Annotated in this window: 23 protein-coding genes; 5 read left to right on the top strand and 18 right to left on the bottom strand. The window is 72.5% G+C overall.

What is annotated here, in order from left to right; translation table 11 throughout:
- The first annotated feature begins 45 nt into the window (after positions 1–45).
- Positions 46–420: a hypothetical protein gene (locus ACZ5ID_RS07885; protein ID WP_468894504.1), complete on the top strand. Its 375-nt coding sequence runs from the start codon at positions 46–48 to the stop codon at positions 418–420.
- A gap of 103 nt (positions 421–523) precedes the next feature.
- On the opposite strand, the gene ACZ5ID_RS07880 is transcribed toward ACZ5ID_RS07885, so the two are convergent.
- From ACZ5ID_RS07880 to ACZ5ID_RS07830, 11 genes are all read right to left on the bottom strand, one after another.
- Positions 524–847: an SCO5918 family protein gene (locus ACZ5ID_RS07880; RefSeq protein WP_468894502.1), complete on the bottom strand. Its 324-nt coding sequence runs from the start codon at positions 845–847 to the stop codon at positions 524–526.
- A 57-nt stretch (positions 848–904) separates the two neighbouring features.
- On the bottom strand, positions 905–1,123 hold the full coding sequence (locus tag ACZ5ID_RS07875) for a CBS domain-containing protein (protein WP_468894500.1): 219 nt from the start codon (positions 1,121–1,123) through the stop codon (positions 905–907).
- Positions 1,124–1,393: 270 nt separating this feature from the next.
- Positions 1,394–2,884, bottom strand: coding sequence for a DEAD/DEAH box helicase (locus tag ACZ5ID_RS07870; RefSeq protein WP_468894498.1), 1,491 nt, complete (start codon positions 2,882–2,884; stop codon positions 1,394–1,396).
- A 169-nt stretch (positions 2,885–3,053) separates the two neighbouring features.
- Positions 3,054–3,257, bottom strand: coding sequence for a cold-shock protein (locus ACZ5ID_RS07865; protein ID WP_358836351.1), 204 nt, complete (start codon positions 3,255–3,257; stop codon positions 3,054–3,056).
- Between the two features lie 345 nt (positions 3,258–3,602).
- Positions 3,603–4,193 (bottom strand): hypothetical protein, encoded by a 591-nt coding sequence (locus tag ACZ5ID_RS07860; RefSeq protein WP_468894496.1) that lies wholly within the window; start codon positions 4,191–4,193, stop codon positions 3,603–3,605.
- Positions 4,193–5,341 carry an ROK family glucokinase gene (locus tag ACZ5ID_RS07855; protein WP_468894494.1) on the bottom strand — a complete coding sequence of 383 codons (1,149 nt, stop codon included), beginning with the start codon at positions 5,339–5,341 and terminating at the stop codon, positions 4,193–4,195. The genes ACZ5ID_RS07860 and ACZ5ID_RS07855 overlap by 1 nt, the downstream gene beginning before the upstream one ends.
- Positions 5,342–5,522: 181 nt before the next feature.
- Positions 5,523–6,359: an ATP-binding cassette domain-containing protein gene (locus tag ACZ5ID_RS07850; RefSeq protein WP_468894492.1), complete on the bottom strand. Its 837-nt coding sequence runs from the start codon at positions 6,357–6,359 to the stop codon at positions 5,523–5,525.
- The gene (locus ACZ5ID_RS07845) at positions 6,356–7,405 is read right to left on the bottom strand and encodes an ABC transporter permease (RefSeq protein ID WP_468894490.1); all 1,050 of its coding nucleotides are present in this window, start codon (positions 7,403–7,405) and stop codon (positions 6,356–6,358) included. Before ACZ5ID_RS07845 ends, ACZ5ID_RS07850 begins: the two co-directional genes overlap by 4 nt.
- Positions 7,402–8,415: a sugar ABC transporter substrate-binding protein gene (locus ACZ5ID_RS07840; RefSeq protein WP_406550759.1), complete on the bottom strand. Its 1,014-nt coding sequence runs from the start codon at positions 8,413–8,415 to the stop codon at positions 7,402–7,404. Before ACZ5ID_RS07840 ends, ACZ5ID_RS07845 begins: the two co-directional genes overlap by 4 nt.
- Before the next feature lie 98 nt (positions 8,416–8,513).
- Positions 8,514–9,527 carry a substrate-binding domain-containing protein gene (locus ACZ5ID_RS07835; RefSeq protein WP_468894488.1) on the bottom strand — a complete coding sequence of 338 codons (1,014 nt, stop codon included), beginning with the start codon at positions 9,525–9,527 and terminating at the stop codon, positions 8,514–8,516.
- Positions 9,528–9,686: 159 nt separating this feature from the next.
- Positions 9,687–10,406 (bottom strand): GntR family transcriptional regulator, encoded by a 720-nt coding sequence (locus tag ACZ5ID_RS07830; RefSeq protein ID WP_406550766.1) that lies wholly within the window; start codon positions 10,404–10,406, stop codon positions 9,687–9,689.
- A gap of 155 nt (positions 10,407–10,561) precedes the next feature.
- On the opposite strand from ACZ5ID_RS07830, the gene ACZ5ID_RS07825 reads away from it, so the two are divergent.
- Together ACZ5ID_RS07825 and ACZ5ID_RS07820 are read left to right on the top strand one after the other, a co-directional pair.
- Positions 10,562–11,560, top strand: a complete 999-nt coding sequence (locus tag ACZ5ID_RS07825) for a Gfo/Idh/MocA family protein (RefSeq protein WP_468894486.1) — start codon at positions 10,562–10,564, stop codon at positions 11,558–11,560.
- Between the two features lie 69 nt (positions 11,561–11,629).
- Positions 11,630–12,394 carry a hypothetical protein gene (locus ACZ5ID_RS07820; RefSeq protein ID WP_468894484.1) on the top strand — a complete coding sequence of 255 codons (765 nt, stop codon included), beginning with the start codon at positions 11,630–11,632 and terminating at the stop codon, positions 12,392–12,394.
- 44 nt (positions 12,395–12,438) lie between these two features.
- Here the strand turns inward: ACZ5ID_RS07820 and ACZ5ID_RS07815 are convergent, their stop codons facing one another.
- Genes ACZ5ID_RS07815 through ACZ5ID_RS07805 form a run of 3 tightly spaced genes read right to left on the bottom strand, consistent with a single transcriptional unit; the run spans position 12,439 to position 15,557 of the window.
- Entirely contained in the window at positions 12,439–13,620 is a 1,182-nt protein-coding gene (locus ACZ5ID_RS07815) for a cytochrome P450 family protein (protein ID WP_468894482.1), read from the bottom strand.
- 27 nt (positions 13,621–13,647) lie between these two features.
- Positions 13,648–14,328 (bottom strand): response regulator, encoded by a 681-nt coding sequence (locus tag ACZ5ID_RS07810; RefSeq protein WP_468894480.1) that lies wholly within the window; start codon positions 14,326–14,328, stop codon positions 13,648–13,650.
- Positions 14,325–15,557, bottom strand: coding sequence for a sensor histidine kinase (locus tag ACZ5ID_RS07805; protein ID WP_468894477.1), 1,233 nt, complete (start codon positions 15,555–15,557; stop codon positions 14,325–14,327). Before ACZ5ID_RS07805 ends, ACZ5ID_RS07810 begins: the two co-directional genes overlap by 4 nt.
- Before the next feature lie 145 nt (positions 15,558–15,702).
- On the opposite strand from ACZ5ID_RS07805, the gene ACZ5ID_RS07800 reads away from it, so the two are divergent.
- Positions 15,703–15,909, top strand: coding sequence for a hypothetical protein (locus ACZ5ID_RS07800; protein ID WP_468894475.1), 207 nt, complete (start codon positions 15,703–15,705; stop codon positions 15,907–15,909).
- 90 nt (positions 15,910–15,999) lie between these two features.
- Here ACZ5ID_RS07800 and alc read toward each other — a convergent pair whose 3' ends face one another.
- Both alc and allB read right to left on the bottom strand, forming a co-directional pair.
- Positions 16,000–17,115, bottom strand: coding sequence for an allantoicase (alc, locus tag ACZ5ID_RS07795; RefSeq protein ID WP_468894473.1), 1,116 nt, complete (start codon positions 17,113–17,115; stop codon positions 16,000–16,002).
- 4 nt (positions 17,116–17,119) lie between these two features.
- Positions 17,120–18,457 (bottom strand): allantoinase AllB, encoded by a 1,338-nt coding sequence (allB, locus tag ACZ5ID_RS07790; RefSeq protein ID WP_468894471.1) that lies wholly within the window; start codon positions 18,455–18,457, stop codon positions 17,120–17,122.
- A gap of 303 nt (positions 18,458–18,760) precedes the next feature.
- Here allB and ACZ5ID_RS07785 point away from each other — a divergent pair, with 303 nt between their 5' ends.
- A complete protein-coding gene (locus tag ACZ5ID_RS07785; RefSeq protein ID WP_468894469.1) occupies positions 18,761–19,564 on the top strand; it encodes an IclR family transcriptional regulator in 804 nt (267 codons plus the stop codon).
- Positions 19,565–19,848: 284 nt separating this feature from the next.
- Here the strand turns inward: ACZ5ID_RS07785 and ACZ5ID_RS07780 are convergent, their stop codons facing one another.
- A complete protein-coding gene (locus ACZ5ID_RS07780; protein WP_468894466.1) occupies positions 19,849–20,526 on the bottom strand; it encodes an ABC transporter ATP-binding protein in 678 nt (225 codons plus the stop codon).
- Complete coding sequence (locus ACZ5ID_RS07775; RefSeq protein WP_468894464.1) at positions 20,523–21,560, bottom strand: FtsX-like permease family protein; 1,038 nt, start codon at positions 21,558–21,560, stop codon at positions 20,523–20,525. Before ACZ5ID_RS07775 ends, ACZ5ID_RS07780 begins: the two co-directional genes overlap by 4 nt.
- Positions 21,561–21,689 lie beyond the last annotated feature (129 nt).

The following is a 21,689-nucleotide window of genomic DNA, read 5'->3' as shown; positions in this document are numbered from 1 at the left end:
GGCCCTCTGCCGGGCCCCGAGGAGGGGTGGATAGAATCAGGTCCCATGTCGAACCCTGACGACCTGCTCATCGGCATCTCCACCATGGTGGAATCCGGGCAGAGCAATCAGATGTCGCTGACCGTGGTGGTCGGTGGAACTGTCATCACCGGACGACTGGCTCCCGAAGCGGTATGGAGGGAGCGGGTCTCGGAGGTACTCAAGGACTCGGATCATCTGGGTCCCTTCTCCGACGTCTTCACCGCGGACCCCCCGCGGGAACGTACCGACGGCGGTGGGGCGCCCACACATCTGCACTTCCATCTCGCCCGGATCCTCCAGGGGAACGTCGGGATTCCCGAGACCGGTGGGATGTACCGCGTCGCCATCGCGGACGTGAGCGCCTGGACCGTGGGCGACTTCAGCTACTCCGACCACTGAGACCCCGTACAGCGGGAAGGGCCCTGCCGACATGTGTCGGCAGGGCCCTTCCCGCTGTCCTGTACCGGACGCCGTCCGGTGGACCGTCGTGCTGCTTTCCCGGTCAGAGCCCCAGCGGGCCGGAGCCGCCGAGCAGCGCGGAGGCGGTCTCCATCGGCGTGGCCCGCGTGGCGTGCACGGCGGCCACGGCCGGCTCGCCGCTACGGCAGCTGAAGCCGAGCCGGGCCATGGCCCGGGTGACCTCCTGGCCGGTGAAGTCGCGGCGGTCCTGCCGGGTGATGATCTCGCCCACCTGCTTGACGGGGTAGTGGCGACGGCCGATGAGGACGGACTCCCCGGTGATGACCTCGGGCTTCACGCCCTTCATCGAGGTCACGACCCCGCTCTTGGTGAGCTCGAAGGGGAAACGGGCGATGACGCAGCGCATGGTGCCTCACAGGGGAGAAGAAGGGCGATGGGGCGGCCGGGGACCGCGAGGGGTGGATCAGCGGAACAGGGCGAGAGCGCCCGGGGCGGAGCCGGACGGGCCGTCGGCGGCGAGGACGTCCCGCAGCCGGAGCCGGTCCGTGTAGCCGGCGCTGTCACGGACAGCGGCCAGCCGGGTCCGGGTGACCGAGCCGGTGATCTGCTCGTCCCGGTCGCACAGCAGCAGGAACCCGACCCGGGCACCGGCCATGACGGACAGGGCCATCTCTACGGTCATGTCGTCACTCACGCGCGGCCCCGACGGGTCGGCGGCCTCGGCCGTGCCGTGGAGAGGGGCCGTGCGTTGCCGGGTCTGGACGGGTGTCAAAGGATTCCTCCTGCGGGGACGGGGACGGATGGTCCGGTCACGACGGGCCCGGCGCGGCGCGCATGGGCCCGTGGTGGCGGTGTGGCACGCAAACGTTCCGGGGCGTCTCGTTCGGATCTCGCCGGCTTCGGCCCGCACGGGTGTGGTGCGCGGGCCAGGACGCGATCCGAACGGCACGCCCTAGGCCGCCGTGTCGACCGCGGCCGGGCGCTGCGCGGTGCGGCGAGCCGTGTCCGCGCCGGACCGGCTCCGGCCCGCGGTGCCACGTCGGCCGCGGGGTGAGGAGGAGGCGCGCCGGGGGCGTTCCGCGGCCGGCGCGGTGATGGTGACCGGGACGCCCGAGGGCGCCTGGGCACCGGTGATACGGCTCAGTTCGGCTTCGCCCGAGCGCACCTGGGTGGTCTGCGGGGTGATGCCGGCGGCGGCCATCAGCCGGCTCATGTCGCGGCGCTGGTTGGGGGTCACCAGCGTGACGACGCTGCCGGACTCACCGGCGCGGGCGGTACGGCCGCCCCGGTGCAGATAGTCCTTGTGGTCGCTGGGCGGGTCGACGTTCACGACCAGGTCGAGGTTGTCGACGTGGATACCGCGCGCGGCGACGTTGGTCGCCACCAGCACCGTCACATGCCCGGTGCGGAAGTGGGACAGGGTCCGCGTCCGCTGCGGCTGGGACTTCCCGCCGTGCAGGGCGGCGGCCCGTACACCGCTGTTCAGCAGGTGCTCGGTCAGCCGGTCCACCGCGTGCTTGGTGTCCAGGAACATGATCACCCGCCCGTCCCGGGCCGCGATCTCGGTGGTCGTACGGTGCTTGTCGGCGCCCTGCACATGCAGGACGTGGTGCTCCATGGTGGTGACCGCGCCCGCGGAGGGGTCGACGGAGTGGACCACGGGGTCGGTCAGATAGCGGCGGACCAGCTGATCGACGTTGCGGTCCAGGGTGGCGGAGAACAGCATCCGCTGGCCTCCGGGACGCACCTGGTCGAGGAGCTCGGTGACCTGGGGCATGAAGCCCATGTCGGTCATCTGGTCGGCCTCGTCGAGGACGGTGACGGCGACCTGGTCCAGCCGGCAGTCCCCGCGGTCGACGAGGTCCTTCAGCCGGCCCGGCGTGGCGACGACGACCTCGGCCCCGCCGCGCAGCGCCGCCGCCTGCCTGCCGAGCGACATGCCGCCGACCACGGTGGTGAGCCGCAGCCGCACGGAGCGGGCGTACGGGGTGAGGGCGTCGGTGACCTGCTGGGCCAGCTCGCGGGTGGGCACCAGGACGAGGGCCAGGGGCTGGCGCGGCTCGGCGCGCAGGCCCGCCGTACGGGCCAGCAGGGCGAGGCCGAAGGCGAGGGTCTTGCCCGAGCCGGTGCGGCCACGGCCGAGGACGTCACGGCCGGCGAGCGAGTTCGGCAGGGTGGCGGCCTGGATGGGGAACGGTACGGTCACGCCCTCGTGGCCCAGCGCGTCCAGCAACTGCGCCGGCATGCCGAGTTCGGCGAACGCCTCGACGGCCGGCAGGGCCGGGGTGAGCGTCTTCGGCACCGCGAACTCACCCTGGGGCGAGTTCTGCCGCCGCCCGGCACCCGACGTACGGCGCGGGAAGGCGGAACGGTTCTCACCGCCGGAACGCGGATTTCCGGTGCGGGTGCGGGCGGAACGGTCGTTTATGCGCGTGCGGTCCACAGGGAACCTTCCTTGACGTGGCACGTATCAAGGAATTCCCGCAGCGAACGAGCAGCGCAGAGAATCGCAAGAACGAGCCGAGAGAAATGGGGTTCATCGACCCCGAAACGCAGCAAGCTGGGGCCCGCACCCCAAGGTGCGGGCCCCAGCTGCGAAGTGCGTGGCGACGTCAGGCGAGAACGATGTTCTCGGCCGTCGGGCCCTTCTGGCCCTGCGCGATGTCGAAGTTGACCTTCTGGCCTTCGAGCAGCTCGCGGAAGCCCTGGGCGGAGATGTTCGAGTAGTGGGCGAACACGTCAGCGCCGCCACCGTCCTGCTCGATGAAGCCGAAGCCCTTTTCCGCGTTGAACCACTTCACAGTTCCGGAAGCCATGTTATTTCTCCTTCGGGGCGGTGCTCGGAGCGCACACCGTGCGCACTCCGTGTCGCCGTGATGATCACCCTGCCGGAAATAACCGGGACCAGAAAGGGTCCCCGCCGGAATGAACCGGTGGGGACACCCGCAAGATTTCGGGAGCCACAACTGCAACTGAGATCGACAGTAGCACGGTGCGATCAGCCGTGCGCGGCACATTACTCCGCCCCGGCCTGTCGCGCCACTATTATTAATCGCGCCCCGCTTCTAATTCTCACTCCGCGGCGACAGATATTGGGCCGCCCGGGCCCCATGATTCCTGCCGGTTTTTCGGGCCGGGCCCCGGGCACGCGGGCGCTCGTGTCAGGGCGTGGCCGTGGAGACGACGAAGACGACCGGGTTGTCCGGGTCGCTCTCGTCCACCGTGATCGCCTGCGTGGGCAGCGGGTCCTTCTGGGCGTGCCGGGTGCCCGCCCAGTCGTGGCCGGACGCGAAGGTCCAGCCGACCTTCCGCGCGTCACCGGCGTCGATGGCCACCGAACCGGGGCGCAGCGCCGCCGTACTGCTCCCGGAGTCCTTGAGGAACTCCGCGAGACCGGCCGCGGTGGTCCGGAAGGAGACGAACAGCTTGCTGACCTTCCAGCTGTTGGTCTCGTAGTACCGCACGTCGGTGGCGTCGGAGGGGACCGGGACGTCGTAGATGCGGCGCTGGGTCTTGGACGGCCAGTCGTGCTGGAGCCCGGTCGCGGACGCCTCGCTCTCCTTGTCGCGCCCGCTGTCGCGGCTCTGTCCGGCGGAGATGGCGAGATAGCCGGCCGGGACCCCGATGAGCAGGACGATGATGACCGCGGTGAGCCAGCGGCGGCGGATCATGTGCCGGCGGTCCTCGGGCGGCCGGGTTCCGTCCGGGGGCGGCGACTGGCGCGGCACGGCGGGCCGCTCTGCGGGGGTCATCACGGTGATTCCTCGGTGGTACGGGTGGAGCTCGTCCTGCGTACGGCCTCGGCGACCTGGGCGTACCGCTCGTAGCGCTCCACCCGGCGGCGGTTGGCGCGGCGGAAGCGTCGGGCGACGAGGCGGGCGAGGTCCGCGGCGCCGACCATGCCGGCCTCGGGGCCCAGCTGCGCCTTGGCGATCCGGGCCTCGGGGCGGTAGCCGCGGCCGGTCAGCTGGCGCCGGAAGGCGTCCCGGGCCGGGCCGATCAGCAGGTCGTCGGCCGCGCTGACGCCGCCGCCGATGACGAAGCAGGACGGGTCGAGGGCGGCGGCGAGGTTGGCGATGCCGACGCCGAGCCACTGCCCGATGTCCTGGAACAGCTCGACGCACATGGCGTCGCCCTCGCGGGCGAGTTCGGTGATGAGCGGCCCGGTGATGTCGGGGATGTTGCCCTTGACCCGCTCCAGGATGTTGTACGCGACCGGCGAGTCCGCGACCGCGAGTTCACGGGCCTCGCGGACCAGGGCGTTGCCGGAGCTGTACTGCTCCCAGCAGCCGCGGTTGCCGCACGGGCAGCGGTGGCCGCCGGGCACGACCTGCATATGGCCGAACTCCCCCGCCACGCCGTACTTGCCGCGCTTGACCCGGCCGTCCTCCAGGATCGCGCCGCCGATGCCGGTGCCGAGCGTGATCATGACGAGGTGGTCCTCGCCGCGGCCCGCGCCGAAGCGCCACTCGGCCCAGGCGGCCGTGTTGGCGTCGTTGTCGACCATGACCGGGACGGCAAGCCGGGACTGGAGGGCGTCGCGCAGCGGTTCGTTGCGCCAGGCGAGGTGCGGGGCGAAGAGGATGGTGCTGCGGTCGGCGTCGACCCAGCCGGCCGCGCCGATGCCGACGGCGTGCACGTCGTGGCGGTCCGAGAGGTCCAGGACCAGCTCGGTGATGGTGTCCTCGACGACCTTGGGGCTCTTGGACTTGTCCGGCGTCTCGGTGCGGATCTTCTCCAGGATGACGCCGTCGGCGTCGACGACGCCCGCCATCACCTTGGTGCCGCCGATGTCGATGCCGACGGTGGGGACACGGGGTGCGGTCAGGTGCGAGCGGCGCTCGCGGGTGCCGACGGTGCGCAGGACGGTGGCCCGGGCGGAGCCTCGGTAGGTGTTCATCGGGCCGCACCCCGTCGCCGAGGGAGGGGGGTGTCCTGGAATGCTCGCACGACTGGTGTCGTCCCTGGTGGTCTCGGGGAGCCGGGGTGGCCGGCGGCGGACGGCGCCCGCCGTGCCCGATTCTGCCACCCCGGCCGGGACCGGACCTCGCGCGCCCGTACCGCCCCCGGCGCCCCGGCCGTTACTTCGCGGTGTCGGCGGGCCGGACGCTCAGGTCCGGCTCGGGGGCCCGCTGGAGCTCGTGGCTGAGCTCCTCCAGCTCGCTGCCGCCCGCCATCTGGCGGGTGAGCTCGTCCAGGGTGATCTGGCTGCGCAGATGGCTGCCGGTCATCGCACCGCGCTTGAGCAGGACGAAACGGTCGCCGACGAGGTAGGCGTGGTGCGGGTTGTGCGTGATCAGGACCACGCCGAGGCCCGCGTCCCGGGCAGCCGCCACGTACTTGAGCACGACACCGGACTGCTTGACGCCGAGCGCGGCGGTGGGCTCGTCCAGGACCAGCACCTTGGCGCCGAAGTAGACCGCGCGGGCGATGGCCACGCACTGGCGCTCGCCGCCCGACAGGGTGCCGATGGGCTGGTCCACGTCGCGCAGGTCGATGCCCATGCGCAGCAGCTCCGAGCGGGTGGTGCGGCGCATCAGGTCGACGTCGAGCCGCTTGAAGGGGCCGGCTCCCTTCGTCGGCTCGGAGCCGAGGAAGAAGTTGCGCCACACCGGCATCAGCGGGACGACCGCGAGGTCCTGGTAGACGGTGGCGATGCCCCGGTCGAGCGCCTCGCGCGGGTTGCCGAGCGAGACGTCCTGCCCCTCGATGCGGAAGGCGCCGGAGTCGTGCCGGTGAAGCCCCGCGATGATCTTGATGAGGGTGGACTTGCCGGCGCCGTTGTCCCCCAGTACGCAGGTGATCTCGCCCGCGTGGACCTCCAGCGAGACACCTTCCAGGGCGCGGATGTTGCCGTAGTACTTACTGACGTCGTCGAGCTCCACCAGGGGGCTCTCGGTCAGGGTCGCGTCCGTCATGCCGTCGCCTCCGCCCGCTTGCGCACCCACGCGTTGAGCAGGGTGGCCAACAGGAGCATCGCTCCCAGGAAGAACTTGAACCAGTCCGGGTTCCACTCGGCGTAGACGATTCCCTTGCTGGTCATGCCGAAGATGAACGCGCCGACGGCGGAGCCGATCGCCGAGCCGTAGCCACCGGTGATCAGACAGCCGCCGATGACGGCCGCGATGATGTAGATCAGCTCGTTGCCGACGCCCTCGCCGGACTGCACCACGTCGAAGGAGAAGAGCAGGTGCTGCCCGGAGACCCAGGCGGCGAACGCCACGCCCATGTACAGGCCGATCTTGGTCTTGTAGACCGGCACGCCGACCGCGCGGGCCGCGTCGGCCTCGCCGCCGACCGCGAAGATCCAGTTGCCGAACCGGGTGCGCAGCAGGATCCAGGTGGCGACCGCGACCAGGCCGAACCACCACAGGATGGTGACCTTGAGGTCCACCGAGCCGACGCTCAGCTGGGAGGCGAAGACCTTCTTCGCCGAGGCGAAGCCCTCCATGTCGGCGATGGACTTGGTGGAGACCGTGCCGCTGATCAGCTTGGTGAAGCCGAGGTTGAGGCCGGTCAGCATCAGGAAGGTGCCGAGCGTGATGATGAAGCTGGGAAGTTTGGTACGGGTCAGCATGAAGCCGTTGAAGGCGCCGAGGGCGAGCGTGGTCAGCAGCGAGACCCCGACGCCCACCCAGACGTTGGCCGTCATCTGGTAGCTGAACATCGACGAGACGAGCGCCGACGTCGTCACCAGCACACCGGCCGACAGGTCGAACTCGCCGCCGATCATCAGCAGCGCCACCGGTACCGCCATGATGCCGATGGTGGACGCCGCGTACAGCACGGTGGAGAGGCTGGAGGCGCGCAGGAAGCTGTCCGCCACGATCGAGAAGAAGACGAAGACGGCGACGGCCCCGACGACCGAGCCGAGCTCGGGGCGGCCGAGCAGTCTGCGCAGCACGGACCGGTGGATCAGCCGCTCGTCCCTGGCGGACGCGGGCGCCGGTGCGGTGGCGGTCATCGGGTCCCCCGCTTCGTGTACTCCTCCAGCTCGGCGGCGGCGTCCTTGGTGATGATCTGGGGCCCGGTCAGCACCGGAAGGCCGCCGCCGAGCACGTCGCCGTTGTACTTGTAGAGCCAGAGCAGGTCCACGGCCTCGTATCCCTGGAGGTAGGGCTGCTGGTCGACCGCGAAGCCGAGGGTGCCGTCCTTGAGCTCGGAGGCGACCTTGGCGTTCAGGTCGAAGGTGTCGACCTCGGCGGAGCTGCCGGCGGAGTTCCTGGCCTTGACGGCGGTGTCCGCGAACGGGGCTCCGAGGGTGACCACGGAGTCGATGGACCGGTCCGCCTGGAGCTTGGCCTCGATGGAGGACTGCACGTCGGGCATGTTGGTGCCCGTGACGTAGAGGTTCTGCAGATCGCCCTTGAAGGTCTTCTTGGTGCCGGCGCAGCGCTGCTCGTGGCCGACGTTGCCCTGCTCGTGCAGGACGCAGAGCGCCTTCTTCTTCCCGCGCTTGTTGAGCTCCTCGCCGACGGCCTCGCCCGCGATGGTCTCGTCCTGGCCGATGTGGGTGAGCGCGCCGAACTGCTTGGACTTCTCCGAGCCCGAGTTCACCGTGATCACCGGGATGCCGGCCTTCGCGGCCTTGGCGACGACGTCCTTCATCGCATCCGGCTTGGCGAGGGTGACGACGATCCCGTCGACCTTCTGGTCGATGGCCGCCTGCACGAACTGCGCCTGCTGCTGACCCTGGTCGCTGTGCGAGTACAGGAAGTCGATGTTGTCCTTCACGGCGGCCTGCTTGGCGCCGCTCTGGACGATGTCCCAGAAGGTGTCGCCGTCGCCCGAGTGGGTGATCATGGCGAACTTCCAGCGGGGGGTGTTCACCGCCGCCTTGCCCTGGGCCACCGCGGCCTTGCGCGCGTCCTCGGCGCGCTTGCCCCCGGTGCTGCTGCATCCCACCAGGGAGGCCCCGAGCACTGCCGCCAGCACCGCGCCCACCGCGCGTACCCCTGTCCGAACCCTTGCCACGACGCCGTGCTCCTCTTGCTGTACTCCCAGGTGCGCCCGGGACTGGTGCGTGCCTGCCCCGGCCGCCCAAGTATGGGTCACATCCAGTCGGCGGCGGATCATCGGGTACCGCGAGCGGTGTACTTCTCCAACGCCGGCACGTCCTTCCCGGTGACGATGGCCGGCCCGGTGAGGACCGGCCTGCCGCCGCCGACGACGTTGCCGTTGGTCTTGTGCAGCCACAGTTCGTCCACCGCCAGATACCCCTGGAGATACGGCTGCTGATCGACCGCGAAGCCGATCTCCTTGCCCTTGAACTGCTTGATCACGGCGGCGTTGAGGTCGAAGGTGTCGACCTCGGCGGAGCTGCCCGCGCCGCCCTTGGCCTTGACCGCCGCGGCGGCCATCGGCGCGCCGAGCGTGACGACGGCGTCGATCGCCGTTCCCCCCGAGCCCGCCTGGAGTTTCGCCTCGATGGAGGATGTCGCGGCGGGCGTGTTGGTCCCGTCGACGTTGAGGTTCTCCACCGAGCCCTTGAAGGTCTTCTTCACCCCGGCGCAGCGCTCCTCCAGCGAGACGTTGCCCTGCTCGTGGATGACGCAGACCGCCTTCTTCCTGCCGTTGGCGTTCAGCTGCTCGCCGACCGCCTCACCGGCGACGCCCTCGTCCTGCCCGATGTGGCCGAGCGCGCCGAGTTCCTTGGAGTACTGCGCGCCGGAGTTGATGGTGACGACCGGGATGCCCGCCGCGACCGCCTTCCTCACGACGTCCCGGACGGCCTCGGGCTTGGCGAGGGTGACGACGATCCCGTCGACCTTCTTGTCGATCGCCGCCTGGATCAGCTGCGCCTGCTGCTGGCCCTCCTTGTTCGCCGAGTAGAGGAAGTCGGCGTTGTCCTTGGCCGCGGCCTGTTTCGCGCCGCTCTGGACGATGTCCCAGAAGGTGTCGCCCTCGCCCGAATGGGTGATCATCGCGATCTTCATCCGGGGGGTGGAGACACCTCTGCCGGCCGGGGTGCCGTCGTCCGCCTTGTCCTCGGAGCTCTTACCGCCCGAGCTGCTGCATCCGGCGACCGTGAGTGCGAGGGCCGCGGCGAGCGCCGCCGCCCTGGCTGCCGTGCGGGGTATGCGCATGGGGTCCGCCTTCCGTCCCGGCCGCCGGTGTGTGCGGCACGTGAGTTCTAGCGGCGGGCCCTCTCGGCCGTCAATACTTTGTCCGAACATTCTTACGCGGAGATCTCGGCCGGGGCGGGGCCCCACCGGGGTCGTACCGGGGCCGGACCACCGCCGCGCTCACGGCCGTACGAGCAGCTGGAACTCGAAGGCGTAGCGCGAGGCCCGGTAGACATGGGTGCCGAACTCCACGGCCCGCCCGGTGTCGTCGAAGGTGGTGCGCTCCATGGTCAGCAGCGGCGCACCCACGGCCTCGGCCAGCAGTTCGGCCTCGGCCGCCGTGGCCGCCCGCGCCCCGACCGACTGGCGGGCGCTGTGCAGGGTGATCCCCGCGCCGCGCATCAGCCGGTACAGACCGGTGGCCTCCAGCAGCGGGGTGTCGAGCGCGATCAGTCCGCCCGGCAGGTAGTTGCGCAGCTCGGCCATCGGCTCGCCGTGGGCGTACCGCAGCCGCTCGACGAGATGGACGTCCTCGCCCTCGGCCACGCCGAGGGCCGCCGCGACCCGCGCGGTGGCCGGTTCCACGGTGTTGCGCAGCACCCGGGTGGCGGGCTTCTGCCCGGCCGCCTCCAGGTCGTCGTAGAGGCTGCTCAGCTCCAGCGGGCGTTTGACCTGGCTGTGGACCACCTGGGTGCCCACGCCCCGGCGGCGCACCAGCAGGCCCTTGTCGACCAGCGACTGGATGGCCTGGCGGACGGTGGGACGGGACAGCCCGAGCCGGCCCGCGAGGTCGATCTCGTTGCCGAGGAGGCTGCCGGGCGTGAGGGTGCCGCGCTCGATGGCCGCCTCCAGCTGCTGGGAGAGCTGGAAGTAGAGCGGGACCGGGCTGGTGCGGTCCACGCTGAGCTGGAGCGGCACGGCGGGATCCGGCACGGTTCTGGGCTGCTTGGACACGGGGTGAGCGTAGTGCTCGGGCCATGTTGACGGGAAGTCGTGAAGTCTGATTGTCAGGACAAACTCTTGACAGGACGAGTCGGCACCGCCACCTTTTGGCCATGCGCATCGGACTCATCGGAACGGGACGTATCGGCTCCTTCCACGCGGAGGTGCTGGCCCGCCACCCCTCGGTCACCGAGCTCGTCGTCGCCGACACCGACCCCGCGCGGGCCGCCGCGTCCGCCGCCCGGACCGGGGCCACGGCCACCACGGTCGACGGGCTCTTCGCCGCCGGGCCGGACGCGGTGGTGATCGCCTCGGCGACCGCCGCGCACGCCGGTCTGATCGCCCGCGCGGCCCGCGCCGGACTCCCCGCCTTCTGCGAGAAACCCATCGCCCTCGACCTGGCCGGCACCCTGGCCGCCCTCGACGAGGTGGAGAGCGCGGGCACGGTCCTCCAGATCGGCTTCATGCGGCGCTTCGACGCCGGGTACGCGGCGGCCCGCGAGCGCGTCCGGACGGGCGGCCTCGGCCGGCTGCACACCGTACGCGCGATCACCTCGGACCCGGCGCCGCCGCCCGCCGCGTATCTGCCGCTCTCCGGCGGCCTCTACCGGGACTGCCTGGTCCACGACTTCGACATCATGCGGTGGGTGACCGGCCGTGAGGTCACCGAGGTGTACGCGACCGGCTCGGACGCGGGGCCCGCCATGTTCCGCGAGGCCCGGGACGTCTCCACGGCCGCGGCCCTGCTCACCCTCGACGACGGCACCCTCGCCACGGCGACGGCGACGCGGTGCAACGGCGCCGGGTACGACGTCCGGATGGAGTTGGCCGGGGAGCTCGACCAGCTCGCCGTGGGGCTCGGTGAGCGCACCCCGCTCACCTCCGTCGAGCCGGGGGCCGCCGCGCCCGCCGCCACCCCCTGGCCCGGTTTCCTGGAGCGGTTCGCGCCCGCCTACCGGGCCGAGCTCGACGCCTTCGTACGGGTCGTGCGGGGGGAGCTCGCGAACCCGTGCGACGGCCGTGAGGCGCTGCGCGCGCTGCGCGTCGCGGAGGCGTGCGAGCGCTCCCGGCACGAGCGCCGCCCGGTGGCGCTCGCGGAGTTCACCGGCTGAGACACCGGGTGCCCCCGCTCCCCGGTGGCCGCGCCGCCTTCTACCCTGGCAGCGGCGAGGGGAGGCGAGGTGCACGGGCGTTGGTGGTTCATGGGCATGGTGCGCCCGGCCGCTTCCGCGCGACCGGCGTGGGAGCCGTCCAAGGAGGAGCAGCAGCGTGTCCTGGACGAGTGGGAGACGGCCCGCGAACGGCTGGAGCGGCTGGTGTCGGCCCGGGTGACGGCTGTCGGCGATGTGCTGCGGGCCGCCGAACTCCCGGTCGCGGCGGGCGCCGAGCCGGCGCGGCCCGGTGGCGACGCGGACGACTACGCGTGGGTGCTCGACGCCTTCCAGGCCGCCGACAAGCTCCTGGACGAGGCGGCCGACCTGCCGGACCTGGCCGCCGCCGCGGTCCTGGCCGAACGCGCACTGGTCCGGTTCGCCGCGCTGCACGCCCGCCGCGCGGGGCAGCCGGTGCCGAGGCCGCCCGAGCGCTGCTACTACAACCCGCTGCACGCGGCGGCCGAGAGCGCCGGGGCGCCCGCGCGCAAACAGCACCGCAGGCGCGCCCGGCGCCGGACCGGGCCGCGCGAGGCGGCGGCCGACCGCCGTCCCGCCTGCGCGTCCTGCCGCAAGGCGATCCTGGCGGGGCAGCCGCCGGACGTACTGCCCGCGCTGATCCCGGTGAAGGTGTCCCGGCGGCGCACCGCGCGCCTGCTGGTGCCGTACTACTCGGTGCCTCAGCAGTGGTCGCTGTGGTCCCTCTCGGCGTGCGGGGCGTACGGCGACGAGTGGCCCGCGCTGGTGCTGCGCGGCGAGCACCGGCGCAGGGCGGCGGCGGCCCGCAAGGCGTGAGCGCCGCGCCTCACGGGCCGCCGCGCCTCAGCCTTCGTACGCCCTCACCAGCGCACCGGCAGATGCCGTACGCCCCGGATCAGCATGCCGGGCAGCCACTCCAACCGGTCGGCGTCCCCGGCGAGTTCGAGACCGGGCGCGCGCTCCAGGAGCGTACGGACCGCGATACGGCCCTCCATCCGGGCGAGCGGGGCGCCCAGGCAGTAGTGGATGCCGTGGCCGAAGCCGAGGTGGCCCCGCGGGGTGCGGCGGATGTCGAAGCGGTCCGGGTCGGGGTGGCGGGCGGGGTCGCGTCCGGCGGAGGCGAGGCCGACCAGGACGGTCGCCCCGGCCGGGATGACGGTCCCGCCGCACTCGACGTCCTCGCGCGCGTAGCGGTACGTGGCGGTCTCCACCGGTCCGTCGTAGCGCAGCATCTCCTCGACGGCCCCGTCGATCAGTCCGTCGAAGTCGGCGCGGAGCGCGGCCAGTTGGTCCGGGTGCGCGAGGAGGGCCCGTACTCCGTTGGAGATGAGGTTCACGGTGGTCTCGTGGCCCGCGACGAGCAGCAGGAAGGCCATGCCGATGAGCTCGTCCGGGGAGAGCTGGTCGCCGTCCTCGTGCCGGGTGCGGATGAGGGCGCTCATCAGGTCGTCCGCCGGGGCGGTGGCGCGCTTGTCCTCGATGAGCCCGACCAGATATTCGCCCATCTCCCGCGCGGAGGCGTTCGTCCCGTCGTTCTCGGTGGGCGCGACCGCCTCGTTGGAGAGCCGGCGGAAGGTCTCCCGGTCCAGGTCGGGGACGCCCAGGAGTTCGCAGATGACGGTGATCGGCAGGGGGAAGGCGAACGCGTCGACCAGGTCGGCGGTACGCCCGGGAGCGGCCAGCATGGTGTCGAGCAGCGTGTCGGTGATCTCCTGCACGCGCGGGCGCAGCGCCTCGATCCGGCGTGTGGTGAACTCGCGCGCCACCAGCTTGCGCAGCCGGGTGTGCTGGGGCGGGTCGGAGTCCAGCATGTTGGCGCTGACCGCGGTGAACTCGTCCTCGGCGGCGATGGCCCGCCAGTCCTTGGAGAAACGGCCGTCGGCGAGCGCGGCCCGCGCCTCGTCGTGTCCGACGATCAGCCAGACCTCGTCCATCTCACGGGTGCGCACCCGGTGCACCGGACCCTCCGCGCGCAGCTTCGCGTAGTACGGATACGGGTGGGCGGTGAAGTCCTCGTGGTCGCGCAGATCGATGAGCGGCATAGGTCTGTTCCCCTCCGGTGGTCCGGTTCAGCCTACGTCGCCGTCCTCGTCGAGGAGGCCCGCGTCATGGACGAGCAGGGCGATCTGGACACGGTTGTTGAGCCCCAGCTTGGCGAGCACCCGCGAGACATGGGTCTTCACGGTGGGCACGCTGAGGAAGAGGGCGGCGGAGATCTCCGCGTTGGACTGTCCCCGGCCGACCGCGACGGCCACCTCCCGCTCCCGCTCGGCGAGTTGGCCGATCCTCGCCCGTGCCCGGGCCGCCCGGTCACCGGGCCCCTCCGGGGCGCCCGCGACCTGGTGCATCAACTGGCGGGTGACGGCCGGCGAGAGCACCGGCTCACCCGCCGCCACCCGGCGTACGGCGGCGACGATCTCGGCGGGCGCGGTGTCCTTCAGGACGAACCCGGCGGCGCCCGCGCGCAGCGCCCGTACCACCTGTTCGTCGGCGTGGAAGGTGGTCAGGACGATGACCTCGGGGGCGTCGGGGCGGGCGCGCAGGAGTTCGGTGGCGGCGAGCCCGTCGACGGTCGGCATCCGGATGTCCATGAGGACCACGTCCGGGCGCAGCCGGTCGGTCAGCTCCTCGACCTGGGAGCCGTCGGAGGCCTCGCCCACGATCTCCAGATCCTCGGAGCCGCCGAACATGAAGGTGAGTCCCGCGCGGACGAGGGGGTCGTCGTCGACGACGAGCAGCCGGATGGTCATGAGGGCCACGGTAGCCAGGCGCGGACCTCGAACCCGCCACCGGGCAGCGGCCCGTGCTCCAGCCGGCCGCCCGCGAGCGTGGCCCGTTCGGTCAGCCCGATCAGCCCCTGCCCCGATCCGGGCACCTCGGGCACGTCCCCGACGGGGGCGGGATTGCGCACCTCGATGCCGAGCCCGTCGCCCGGGCGGCCGGTGACGGTCACGGTGACCTCGGCGCCGGGGGCGTGCTTGCGGGCGTTGGTGAGGGCCTCCTGGGCGATGCGGTAGGCGTTGCGCCCGGTGGCCGCGGGGACGGTCTCCGGGTCCCCGATCCGGCTGTCCAGGGTGACCTTCATTCCGGCCTCGCGGGACTCGGCGACCAGCGCCTCCAGGGTGGCCAGCGTCGGCTGGGGCCGGTCCTCGGCGCCCTCGTCGGGGCTGCGCAGCACACCGATGATCTGGCGCAGGTCCTGGAGGGCCTCGTGGGCGCTGTCGCGGATGACCCCGGCGGCGCGGGCGACCTCCGCCGGGGGCGCGTCCGGGCGGAACTCCAGACCGCCCGCGTGCACGCTGAGCAGGGTGAGCCGGTGGGCCAGTACGTCGTGCATCTCGCGGGCGATGGCCTCACGGGCGAGCCGCTGGGCGTGCTCGGCCCGCAGGGCGGCCTCCTCCTCGGCGCGTACGGCCCGCTCGCGCAGCGCGACCACCAACTGGCGCCGGGCGCGGACGAGCATGCCCCAGCCCATGGCGAGGAGGACCATCAGCGTGCCCATGATGGCGTTGGCCAGCAGTCCGGTGCTCGGGTCGGGGCGCAGGACCGGCTGCACCCACGCGGTGACCAGGGCCGCGGCGCCGACCGTGGCGACGACGGGCTTGAGGGGCCGGTGCACGGCGAGGCCGAAGAGGGCGACCAGCACCGCCCCGGAGGCGACCGGGGCGACCGTCGTGACGACGACGAGCACCCAGGCGAGCTGGACGGGCCACCGCCGGCGCAGCCAGAGCGCGCAGCAGGCGAGGGCCCCCGCCAGCTGGTCGGCCGCCTGGACGGTCTCGGAGTAGTCGGCGGCCTGGGTCATGGCGTCGGCGGCGAGCATGCCGATCCCCACCGCGCAGAGGAAGGCGCAGGTGTCGACGATCCAGTCCCGTACGGTACGGCGCGGCCGGGTGCGGCCGGGCCGGTCGCCCGGCAGCTCTGGGGCGACGACGGCGGACGGCAGCAGCCAGCGGTATTCGGGTCCAGCGCGTGTCATGTCCCCCAAGCTACGCAGGTCAGGGGCGGCTTGGCGGGTTCCGGACGGGGTGCGCTACCAAAGTCGTACGGTCCGAGACTTTCGCCGCTGCGGCCGAGCCGGAAGGCCGACGCGGGGGCGGGCGCGCGGGGACCAGGCTCGGGGCATGAAGAGATTCTTGGAAGTCACCGGGTTCGTACTGCTGGTCCAGGGGGCCGGCGGGCTGCTGCACGAGTGGACCGGCTGGTTCGGGAAGTGGAGCGTGCTGCACCGGGCGGATTTCCTGGCCGGTCACGAGATCTTCGCAGGCGTGGTGGTGGCCGTGCTGGGCGCGGTCCTGCTGGTCGCGTCGGACAGCGCGCCGCCGGACTAGGCCCCGGGAGGGCTGTGGCGCGGGGAGGGTTGTGGCGCGGGGCGCTGCGGTGCTGTCGGGCCGGAGCGCCCCGCGCGGGGGCGGGTGTCGTCAGCCGCCCAGCTCCTGGTGGCGGGCGTTCAGCCGCGCCGCGCCGTCGCCCGTGAGCGAGCCGAACAGACGCAGCCGGGAGATGCCGCCGTCGGGGAAGATGTCGATGCGTACGTGGGTGGCAACCGCGGGAGCGTCGAGCACGAACCGGTGGTTGGTGTCGGGCTGGAGGCGGGTGCGGGGCAGGATCTCGCGCCACTCGCCCGCCTCGCCGTCACGGACCGAAAGCGCCGCCCAGCCCGCCGAGTTGCCCTTGAGGTAGGCCGTGTCGATCTCGACCGCGCGGATCTCGGACTGCGCCGCCAGGTGGTAGCGGATCCAGTCGTTGCCCTTGTCGCGGCGGCGGCGGGTCTCCCAGCCGTCGTCCATCTTGTGGGAGCGGCCCGGCTGGATGGTGTTGGTGGCGGGCGAGTAGAAGCGGTCGGAGGCGTCCTCGACCTGACAGCCGTTCTCCAGGGCCGCGAGGTCGAAGGTGCCGAGGGCCGCGAGCCACGCCGGGTCCGGGGCGACCTCGCCGTACACGCGCAGCCGGGCGATGCCGCCGTCGGGGTGCTGGTTGACGCGCAGGTGCGTGAAGCGCTGCTCGACGTCGACGGCGAAGCCGTTGGCCGCGTGGCCGCCGACCGCCGTACGGGGTACGAGCGTCACCCACTTCACGTCGTCCGCGAGCAGCTCCCCGGGCGAGGGCGAGCCCGCGACCGAGGTGGCCTCGACGGAGACGGCCTGCGGGTAGTTGCCGCGGAAGTGGGCGGTGTCGACGACGATGCCGCGCACCACGCCGGGTGCGCCCAGGCGCACCAGGGCCCAGTCGTGGTCGCCGTCGGTGGGGTGCGGCACGGCGGCCGAGACACCGCGGCGGCGGCGGGTCTCCCAGCCGTCCATGATCTTGCCCTTGTGGCCGAAGTGCTCGGGGTCGAACTCGGCGGCGGCGGGCTTGAGGAGGTTCTCGCGCTCGGCGAAGAACTCGTCGTTGGCGGCGATGACACCCGCGCCGAGCCGCCGGTCGGCGAGGTCCGCGTACCGCGTGAACGGGAAGTCGGCGGTGCGGTAGTCCGCGTACGGGTCGCCGCCTCCGTAAGGGCTGGCGTCACCGGTGAAGGAAGGTATGGCGCTCACGGTCTCAGTTGTTCCTTTCGAGCAGGCGGCCGGTGGGCCCGGTGAGGGTGCCGTTCTCCTGAATGCGTTCGCCGCGCAGCCAGGTCGACTTGACGACACCGTGCAGGGTCTTGCCGGCGTAGGCGGTGACGCGGTTGCGGTGCTGGAGCTCCGCCGGGTCGACGGTGAAGGTCGCGTCCGGGTCGAGGACGGCGAAGTCGGCGTCGCGGCCGGCCTCGATGGCGCCCTTGCGGTCCAGGCCGACGAGCCCGGCGGTCGCGGACGACATCCAGCGGACCACGTCGTCGAGGGTGTGGCCGCGCCCGCGGGCCTCCGTCCAGACGGCGGACAGGCTCAGCTGGAGGCCGGAGATCCCGCCCCAGGCGGTGGCGAAGTCCTCGGTCTTGAGGTCGGCGGTGGACGGCGAGTGGTCGGTGACGACGCAGTCGATCGTGCCGTCGGCGAGCGCCGCCCACAGCAGGTCCTGGTTGGCGGCCTCGCGGATCGGCGGGCAGCACTTGAACTCGCTGGCGCCGTCCGGGACTTCCTCGGCGGTGAGGGTGAGGTAGTGCGGGCAGGTCTCGACGGTGAGCCGGACGCCCTCGCGCTTGGCGGCGGCGATCACGGGCAGCGCGTCGGAGGAGGACAGATGCAGGATGTGCACCCGCGCCCCGACCCGCCTGGCGGCGGCGATCAGCGACTCGATGGCGGTGTTCTCGGAGACCCTCGGGCGGCTGGCCAGGTAGTCGGCGTACCGGGGGCCGGGCCGCTGCGGCGCCGCGGCCAGCTCGTGCGGGTCCTCGGCGTGCACGATGAGCAGTCCGTCGAAGCCGGCGATCTCGGCGAGCGACTGGGCGAGGTGGTCCTGGTCGAGTTCGGGGAACTCCTCCACGCCGGACGGCGAGAGGAACGCCTTGAAGCCGAAGACGCCGGCGTCGTGGAGCGGGCGCAGGTCCTTGACGTTGTCGGGCAGCGCGCCGCCCCAGAAGCCGACGTCCACATGCGCCTTGGAGCGGGCGACCTCCTGCTTGATACGCAGGTTGGCCACCGTGGTGGTCGGCGGCAGGGAGTTGAGCGGCATGTCCACCAGGGTGGTGATGCCGCCCGCGGCGGCGGCCCGGGTGGCGGTCCAGAAGCCCTCCCACTCGGTGCGGCCCGGGTCGTTCACATGCACATGGCAGTCGACGAGGCCCGGCAGCAGCACGTCGTCGCCGAAGTCCTCCAGGCGGGCCCCGGCCGGCACCTCGGCGTCGTACGGCAGCACCGCGTGGATCACCCCGCCGGCGACGGCGACCGAGGCCGGGCGGGTGCCGTCCGGGGTGATGACGCGCGACGAGCGCAGTACCAGGTTGACGTCGGACACCCGAGCCCTCACTTCCTGCAAATTCAACGAACTGTTGAAGGAGCCTGCATGCCGGAGTCTTCACGCCGATCAGGGAGCCGTCAAGGGTGTCCCGGGTCCGGCGGGGACAGAGGGTGCAGGTCTTGGAGGTTTCCACAGAATGGAATTAGACTTTCACTACGCAGAATGGAGCTATCGCCACGGGGCGCCCCACCGGAACGGACAAACCCACGCTGACCGGCAGGGACTCCCCACGTACGCACTGTACGGCGAGAAACACACAGGTAGGCTGCTGCCTCGCCTGCCAGCTGAAAGGACCGCGCCGTGCCGACGTCCAGCGCCAGCACCACCGACGCCTCCAAGCCATCCGCCGCGAGCGGTGGCGTCCAGTCCCTGGAGCGCGCCTTCGACCTTCTGGAGCGGATGGCCGACGCGGGGGGCGAAGTGGGCCTCAGCGAGCTCTCCGCCAGCAGCGGCCTGCCGCTGCCGACCATCCACCGTCTGATGCGCACGCTCGTGGCCTGCGGTTACGTACGCCAGCAGGCCAACCGGCGGTACGCGCTGGGCCCCCGCCTGATCCGCCTCGGCGAGTCCGCGGCGCGACTGCTGGGCACCTGGGCCCGGCCTTATCTGGCCCGGCTGGTCGAGGAGACCGGCGAGACGGCGAACATGGCACTGCTCGACGGCGACGAGATCGTGTACGTGGCGCAGGTGCCGTCCAAGCACTCGATGCGGATGTTCACGGAGGTGGGCCGACGGGTGCTGCCGCACTCCACGGGCGTGGGCAAGGCGCTCCTCGCGCACACCCCGCCGGAGGAGGTGCGGGCGCTGCTCGCGCGTACCGGGATGCCCGCGGCGACGGAGAAGACCATCACCACGCCGGAGGGCTTCCTCGACGCGCTGGAGCTTGTGCGGCAGGCGGGGTACGCGGTCGACGACAACGAGCAGGAGATAGGAGTCCGCTGCCTCGCGGTGTCGGTGCCGAACTCGCCCACGGCGGCGGCGATCTCCATCTCGGGCCCGGCGGGACGGGTGACGGAGGCGGCGACGGAGCGGATCGTCCCGATCCTCCAGGGGATCGCGGAGGAACTGTCCGCGGCGCTGGCGAACACGGGGGCACAGGGCTGACGGTCCCGTCCCGGGGGGCGGGGTCTTTGGCCGCGGGGTCTTCGGCTGCGGGTGAGTGGGTGGCTGGTCGCGCAGTTCCCCGCGCCCCTTGAGAGCCCGGACTTCGACCGCGGGTGAGTGGGCGGCTGGCCGCGCAGTTCCCCGCGCCCCTTAGGGGGTCGGCCGCTCCCGGGGAACCTGGCTCGGCCCCGCGCTTTTAGGGGCGCGGGGAACTGCGCGAGCAACCACGCACCCACCGCAGACGAACCCCCGGCCACAGCACCCCGCCCCGGGACGGCGGGGCCTCACGCCACCCCCAGGCGTCCGTCCCCCATCCGCACCACGTGATCCACCCGCTCCAGATGCCCCGCGTCATGCGTGACCAGCACCGTCGCCGTGCCGCGCTCCCGGGTGAGCCGGGTCAGGAGGTCCAGCACCGACGCACCCCGCGCGTGGTCGAGCGCACTCGTCGGCTCGTCCACCAGCAGCACCGCCGGCTCGTTCATCAGCGCCCGCGCGATGTTCACCCGCTGGCGCTGGCCCCCGGACAGCTGGTGCGGACGCCGGTCCGCCCGGTCCGCGAGCCCCACCGCGTCCAGCAGGGAGAGCGCCCGCTCCCGCGCCGCCCCGGGCCTGCGGCCCGCCAGATGCGCCATCACCTGCACCTGCTCGGCCGCCGTCAGCGACGGCAGCAGGTTCGGCTGCTGGAAGACGATCCCGACGCGCGTGCGCCGCAGCTCCGCCCGCTCCGCCGCGTTCAGCTGCCCCGTCTCCGCCCCGGCGACCACCACCCGCCCCCGGTCGGGCGTGATCAGTGTCGCCGCCACGGCGAGCAGACTCGACTTGCCCGAGCCGGACGGCCCGACGCAGGCCGTCAGCGTCCCGGCCGGCACCGCGAGGGACACCTCGTCCAGCGCGGTGAGCCGCCCCTCCCCGTCGGGGTACGTCAGCGTCACGGCGTCCAGGATCAGCGGCGCGTTCATCGGGCGCTCCCCAGCGCGGTCAGCGGGTCGACGGCGGTGATCCGCCGGATGGACAGGGCGGCGCCGAGCGCGCCGAGGAGGATCAGGACGAGGGCGGGGAGCAGCGTGGTGCCGGCGGTGAGGACGAACGGCACGGCGTCCCCGATCAGCCCGCCGACCACTGCCGCGAGCCCCGCCCCCGCCGCCGTACCCGCGCAGAGCAGCAGCACCGCCTGCCCCAGCGCGTCCCGCAGCAGATAGGGCGTGGACGCGCCCAGCGCCTTGAGGACCGCGATGTCCCCGCCACGCTGGATCGTCCACACCGTGAAGAACGCGCCGACGACCAGCGCCGAGACGGCGAAGAGGAAGCCGCGCATCAGCTGGAGCGAGCCGTTCTCGGCGCGGTAGGACGGCAGCGCCGCCAGCGCGCCGTCCAGGGTGCGGGTGGTCGTGCCCAGCGCCCGGTCCGCCGCCGCGAGATCCACGCCGTCGTCGAGGGTCAACGCCACCACCGTGGCGGGCGCCCCGGGCGGCAGTGCCGTCCAGACGACGGGGGTGTGGCTGTAGGAGTCCTCGCCGCGCACCGCCGCGACGGTCAGCGCCCGGCCGCCGACGGCCACCGTGTCGCCCTCCCGCGCCCGCAGCCCCTCCGCCGCGCCCCGGGTGAGGACCACGGCCCCGTCCCGTACGGGAGCGAGCCCCGAGCCGGGCCGGACCGCGAAGACCGACACCGCCTCCGTGCGCTCCCCCGCCTTCGCGTTCAGCGTGGAGATCGCCACCGGTTCGGCGCCCCGCACCCCGGGGACGCGCCGCCACCCCTCCCAGGCGGCCGGGGCGAGGACCGAGCCCGTGAACGACACCGCCCGGCCGCCCGGCGGCGCGGCGAAGGCGAGCCGGTCGGCGGGCAGCCCGACGACGGCCGAGGTGCTGTCCCGGGCGAGCCCGGCGGTCAGGCCGGACAGCAGGCCGACGAGCAGGGTGATGAGCACCACCACCGTCCCCATCAGCGCGAACCGGCCCTTGGCGAACCGGAGGTCTCTCCATGCGACGAACATGGCTCCAGCCTCGCCGTCCGGCCCCGCCGGGACATCGCCCCCCGGCACGCCCCGGCCGGATCGAAGGAGGTAGCCGTACATCGAACTTTCGGTTGACCGGCCGGGGGCCGGTCCCGCCTACGCTGGAAG

The organism is Streptomyces sp. NPDC031670 (genome assembly GCF_055580545.1).
Note: the sequence above shows the minus strand (reverse complement) of the source record. Positions and strands in the feature narration are given on the sequence as shown.

Bases quoted from the DNA above. Each gene is read 5' to 3' on its own strand.
- ACZ5ID_RS07800 (WP_468894475.1), top strand. From the start codon at position 15,703: ATGAAGAGATTCTTGGAAGTCACCGGGTTCGTACTGCTGGTCCAGGGG.
- ACZ5ID_RS07825 (WP_468894486.1), top strand. From the start codon at position 10,562: ATGCGCATCGGACTCATCGGAACGGGACGTATCGGCTCCTTCCACGCG.
- ACZ5ID_RS07860 (WP_468894496.1), bottom strand. From the start codon at position 4,193: ATGACCCCCGCAGAGCGGCCCGCCGTGCCGCGCCAGTCGCCGCCCCCG.
- ACZ5ID_RS07855 (WP_468894494.1), bottom strand. From the start codon at position 5,341: ATGAACACCTACCGAGGCTCCGCCCGGGCCACCGTCCTGCGCACCGTC.
- ACZ5ID_RS07810 (WP_468894480.1), bottom strand. From the start codon at position 14,328: ATGACCATCCGGCTGCTCGTCGTCGACGACGACCCCCTCGTCCGCGCG.
- ACZ5ID_RS07775 (WP_468894464.1), bottom strand. From the start codon at position 21,560: ATGTTCGTCGCATGGAGAGACCTCCGGTTCGCCAAGGGCCGGTTCGCG.
- ACZ5ID_RS07880 (WP_468894502.1), bottom strand. From the start codon at position 847: ATGCGCTGCGTCATCGCCCGTTTCCCCTTCGAGCTCACCAAGAGCGGG.
- ACZ5ID_RS07845 (WP_468894490.1), bottom strand. From the start codon at position 7,405: ATGACCGCCACCGCACCGGCGCCCGCGTCCGCCAGGGACGAGCGGCTG.
- ACZ5ID_RS07875 (WP_468894500.1), bottom strand. From the start codon at position 1,123: ATGACCGTAGAGATGGCCCTGTCCGTCATGGCCGGTGCCCGGGTCGGG.
- ACZ5ID_RS07885 (WP_468894504.1), top strand. From the start codon at position 46: ATGTCGAACCCTGACGACCTGCTCATCGGCATCTCCACCATGGTGGAA.
- ACZ5ID_RS07805 (WP_468894477.1), bottom strand. From the start codon at position 15,557: ATGACACGCGCTGGACCCGAATACCGCTGGCTGCTGCCGTCCGCCGTC.
- ACZ5ID_RS07850 (WP_468894492.1), bottom strand. From the start codon at position 6,359: ATGACGGACGCGACCCTGACCGAGAGCCCCCTGGTGGAGCTCGACGAC.
- ACZ5ID_RS07780 (WP_468894466.1), bottom strand. From the start codon at position 20,526: ATGAACGCGCCGCTGATCCTGGACGCCGTGACGCTGACGTACCCCGAC.
- ACZ5ID_RS07835 (WP_468894488.1), bottom strand. From the start codon at position 9,527: ATGCGCATACCCCGCACGGCAGCCAGGGCGGCGGCGCTCGCCGCGGCC.
- ACZ5ID_RS07815 (WP_468894482.1), bottom strand. From the start codon at position 13,620: ATGCCGCTCATCGATCTGCGCGACCACGAGGACTTCACCGCCCACCCG.
- ACZ5ID_RS07865 (WP_358836351.1), bottom strand. From the start codon at position 3,257: ATGGCTTCCGGAACTGTGAAGTGGTTCAACGCGGAAAAGGGCTTCGGC.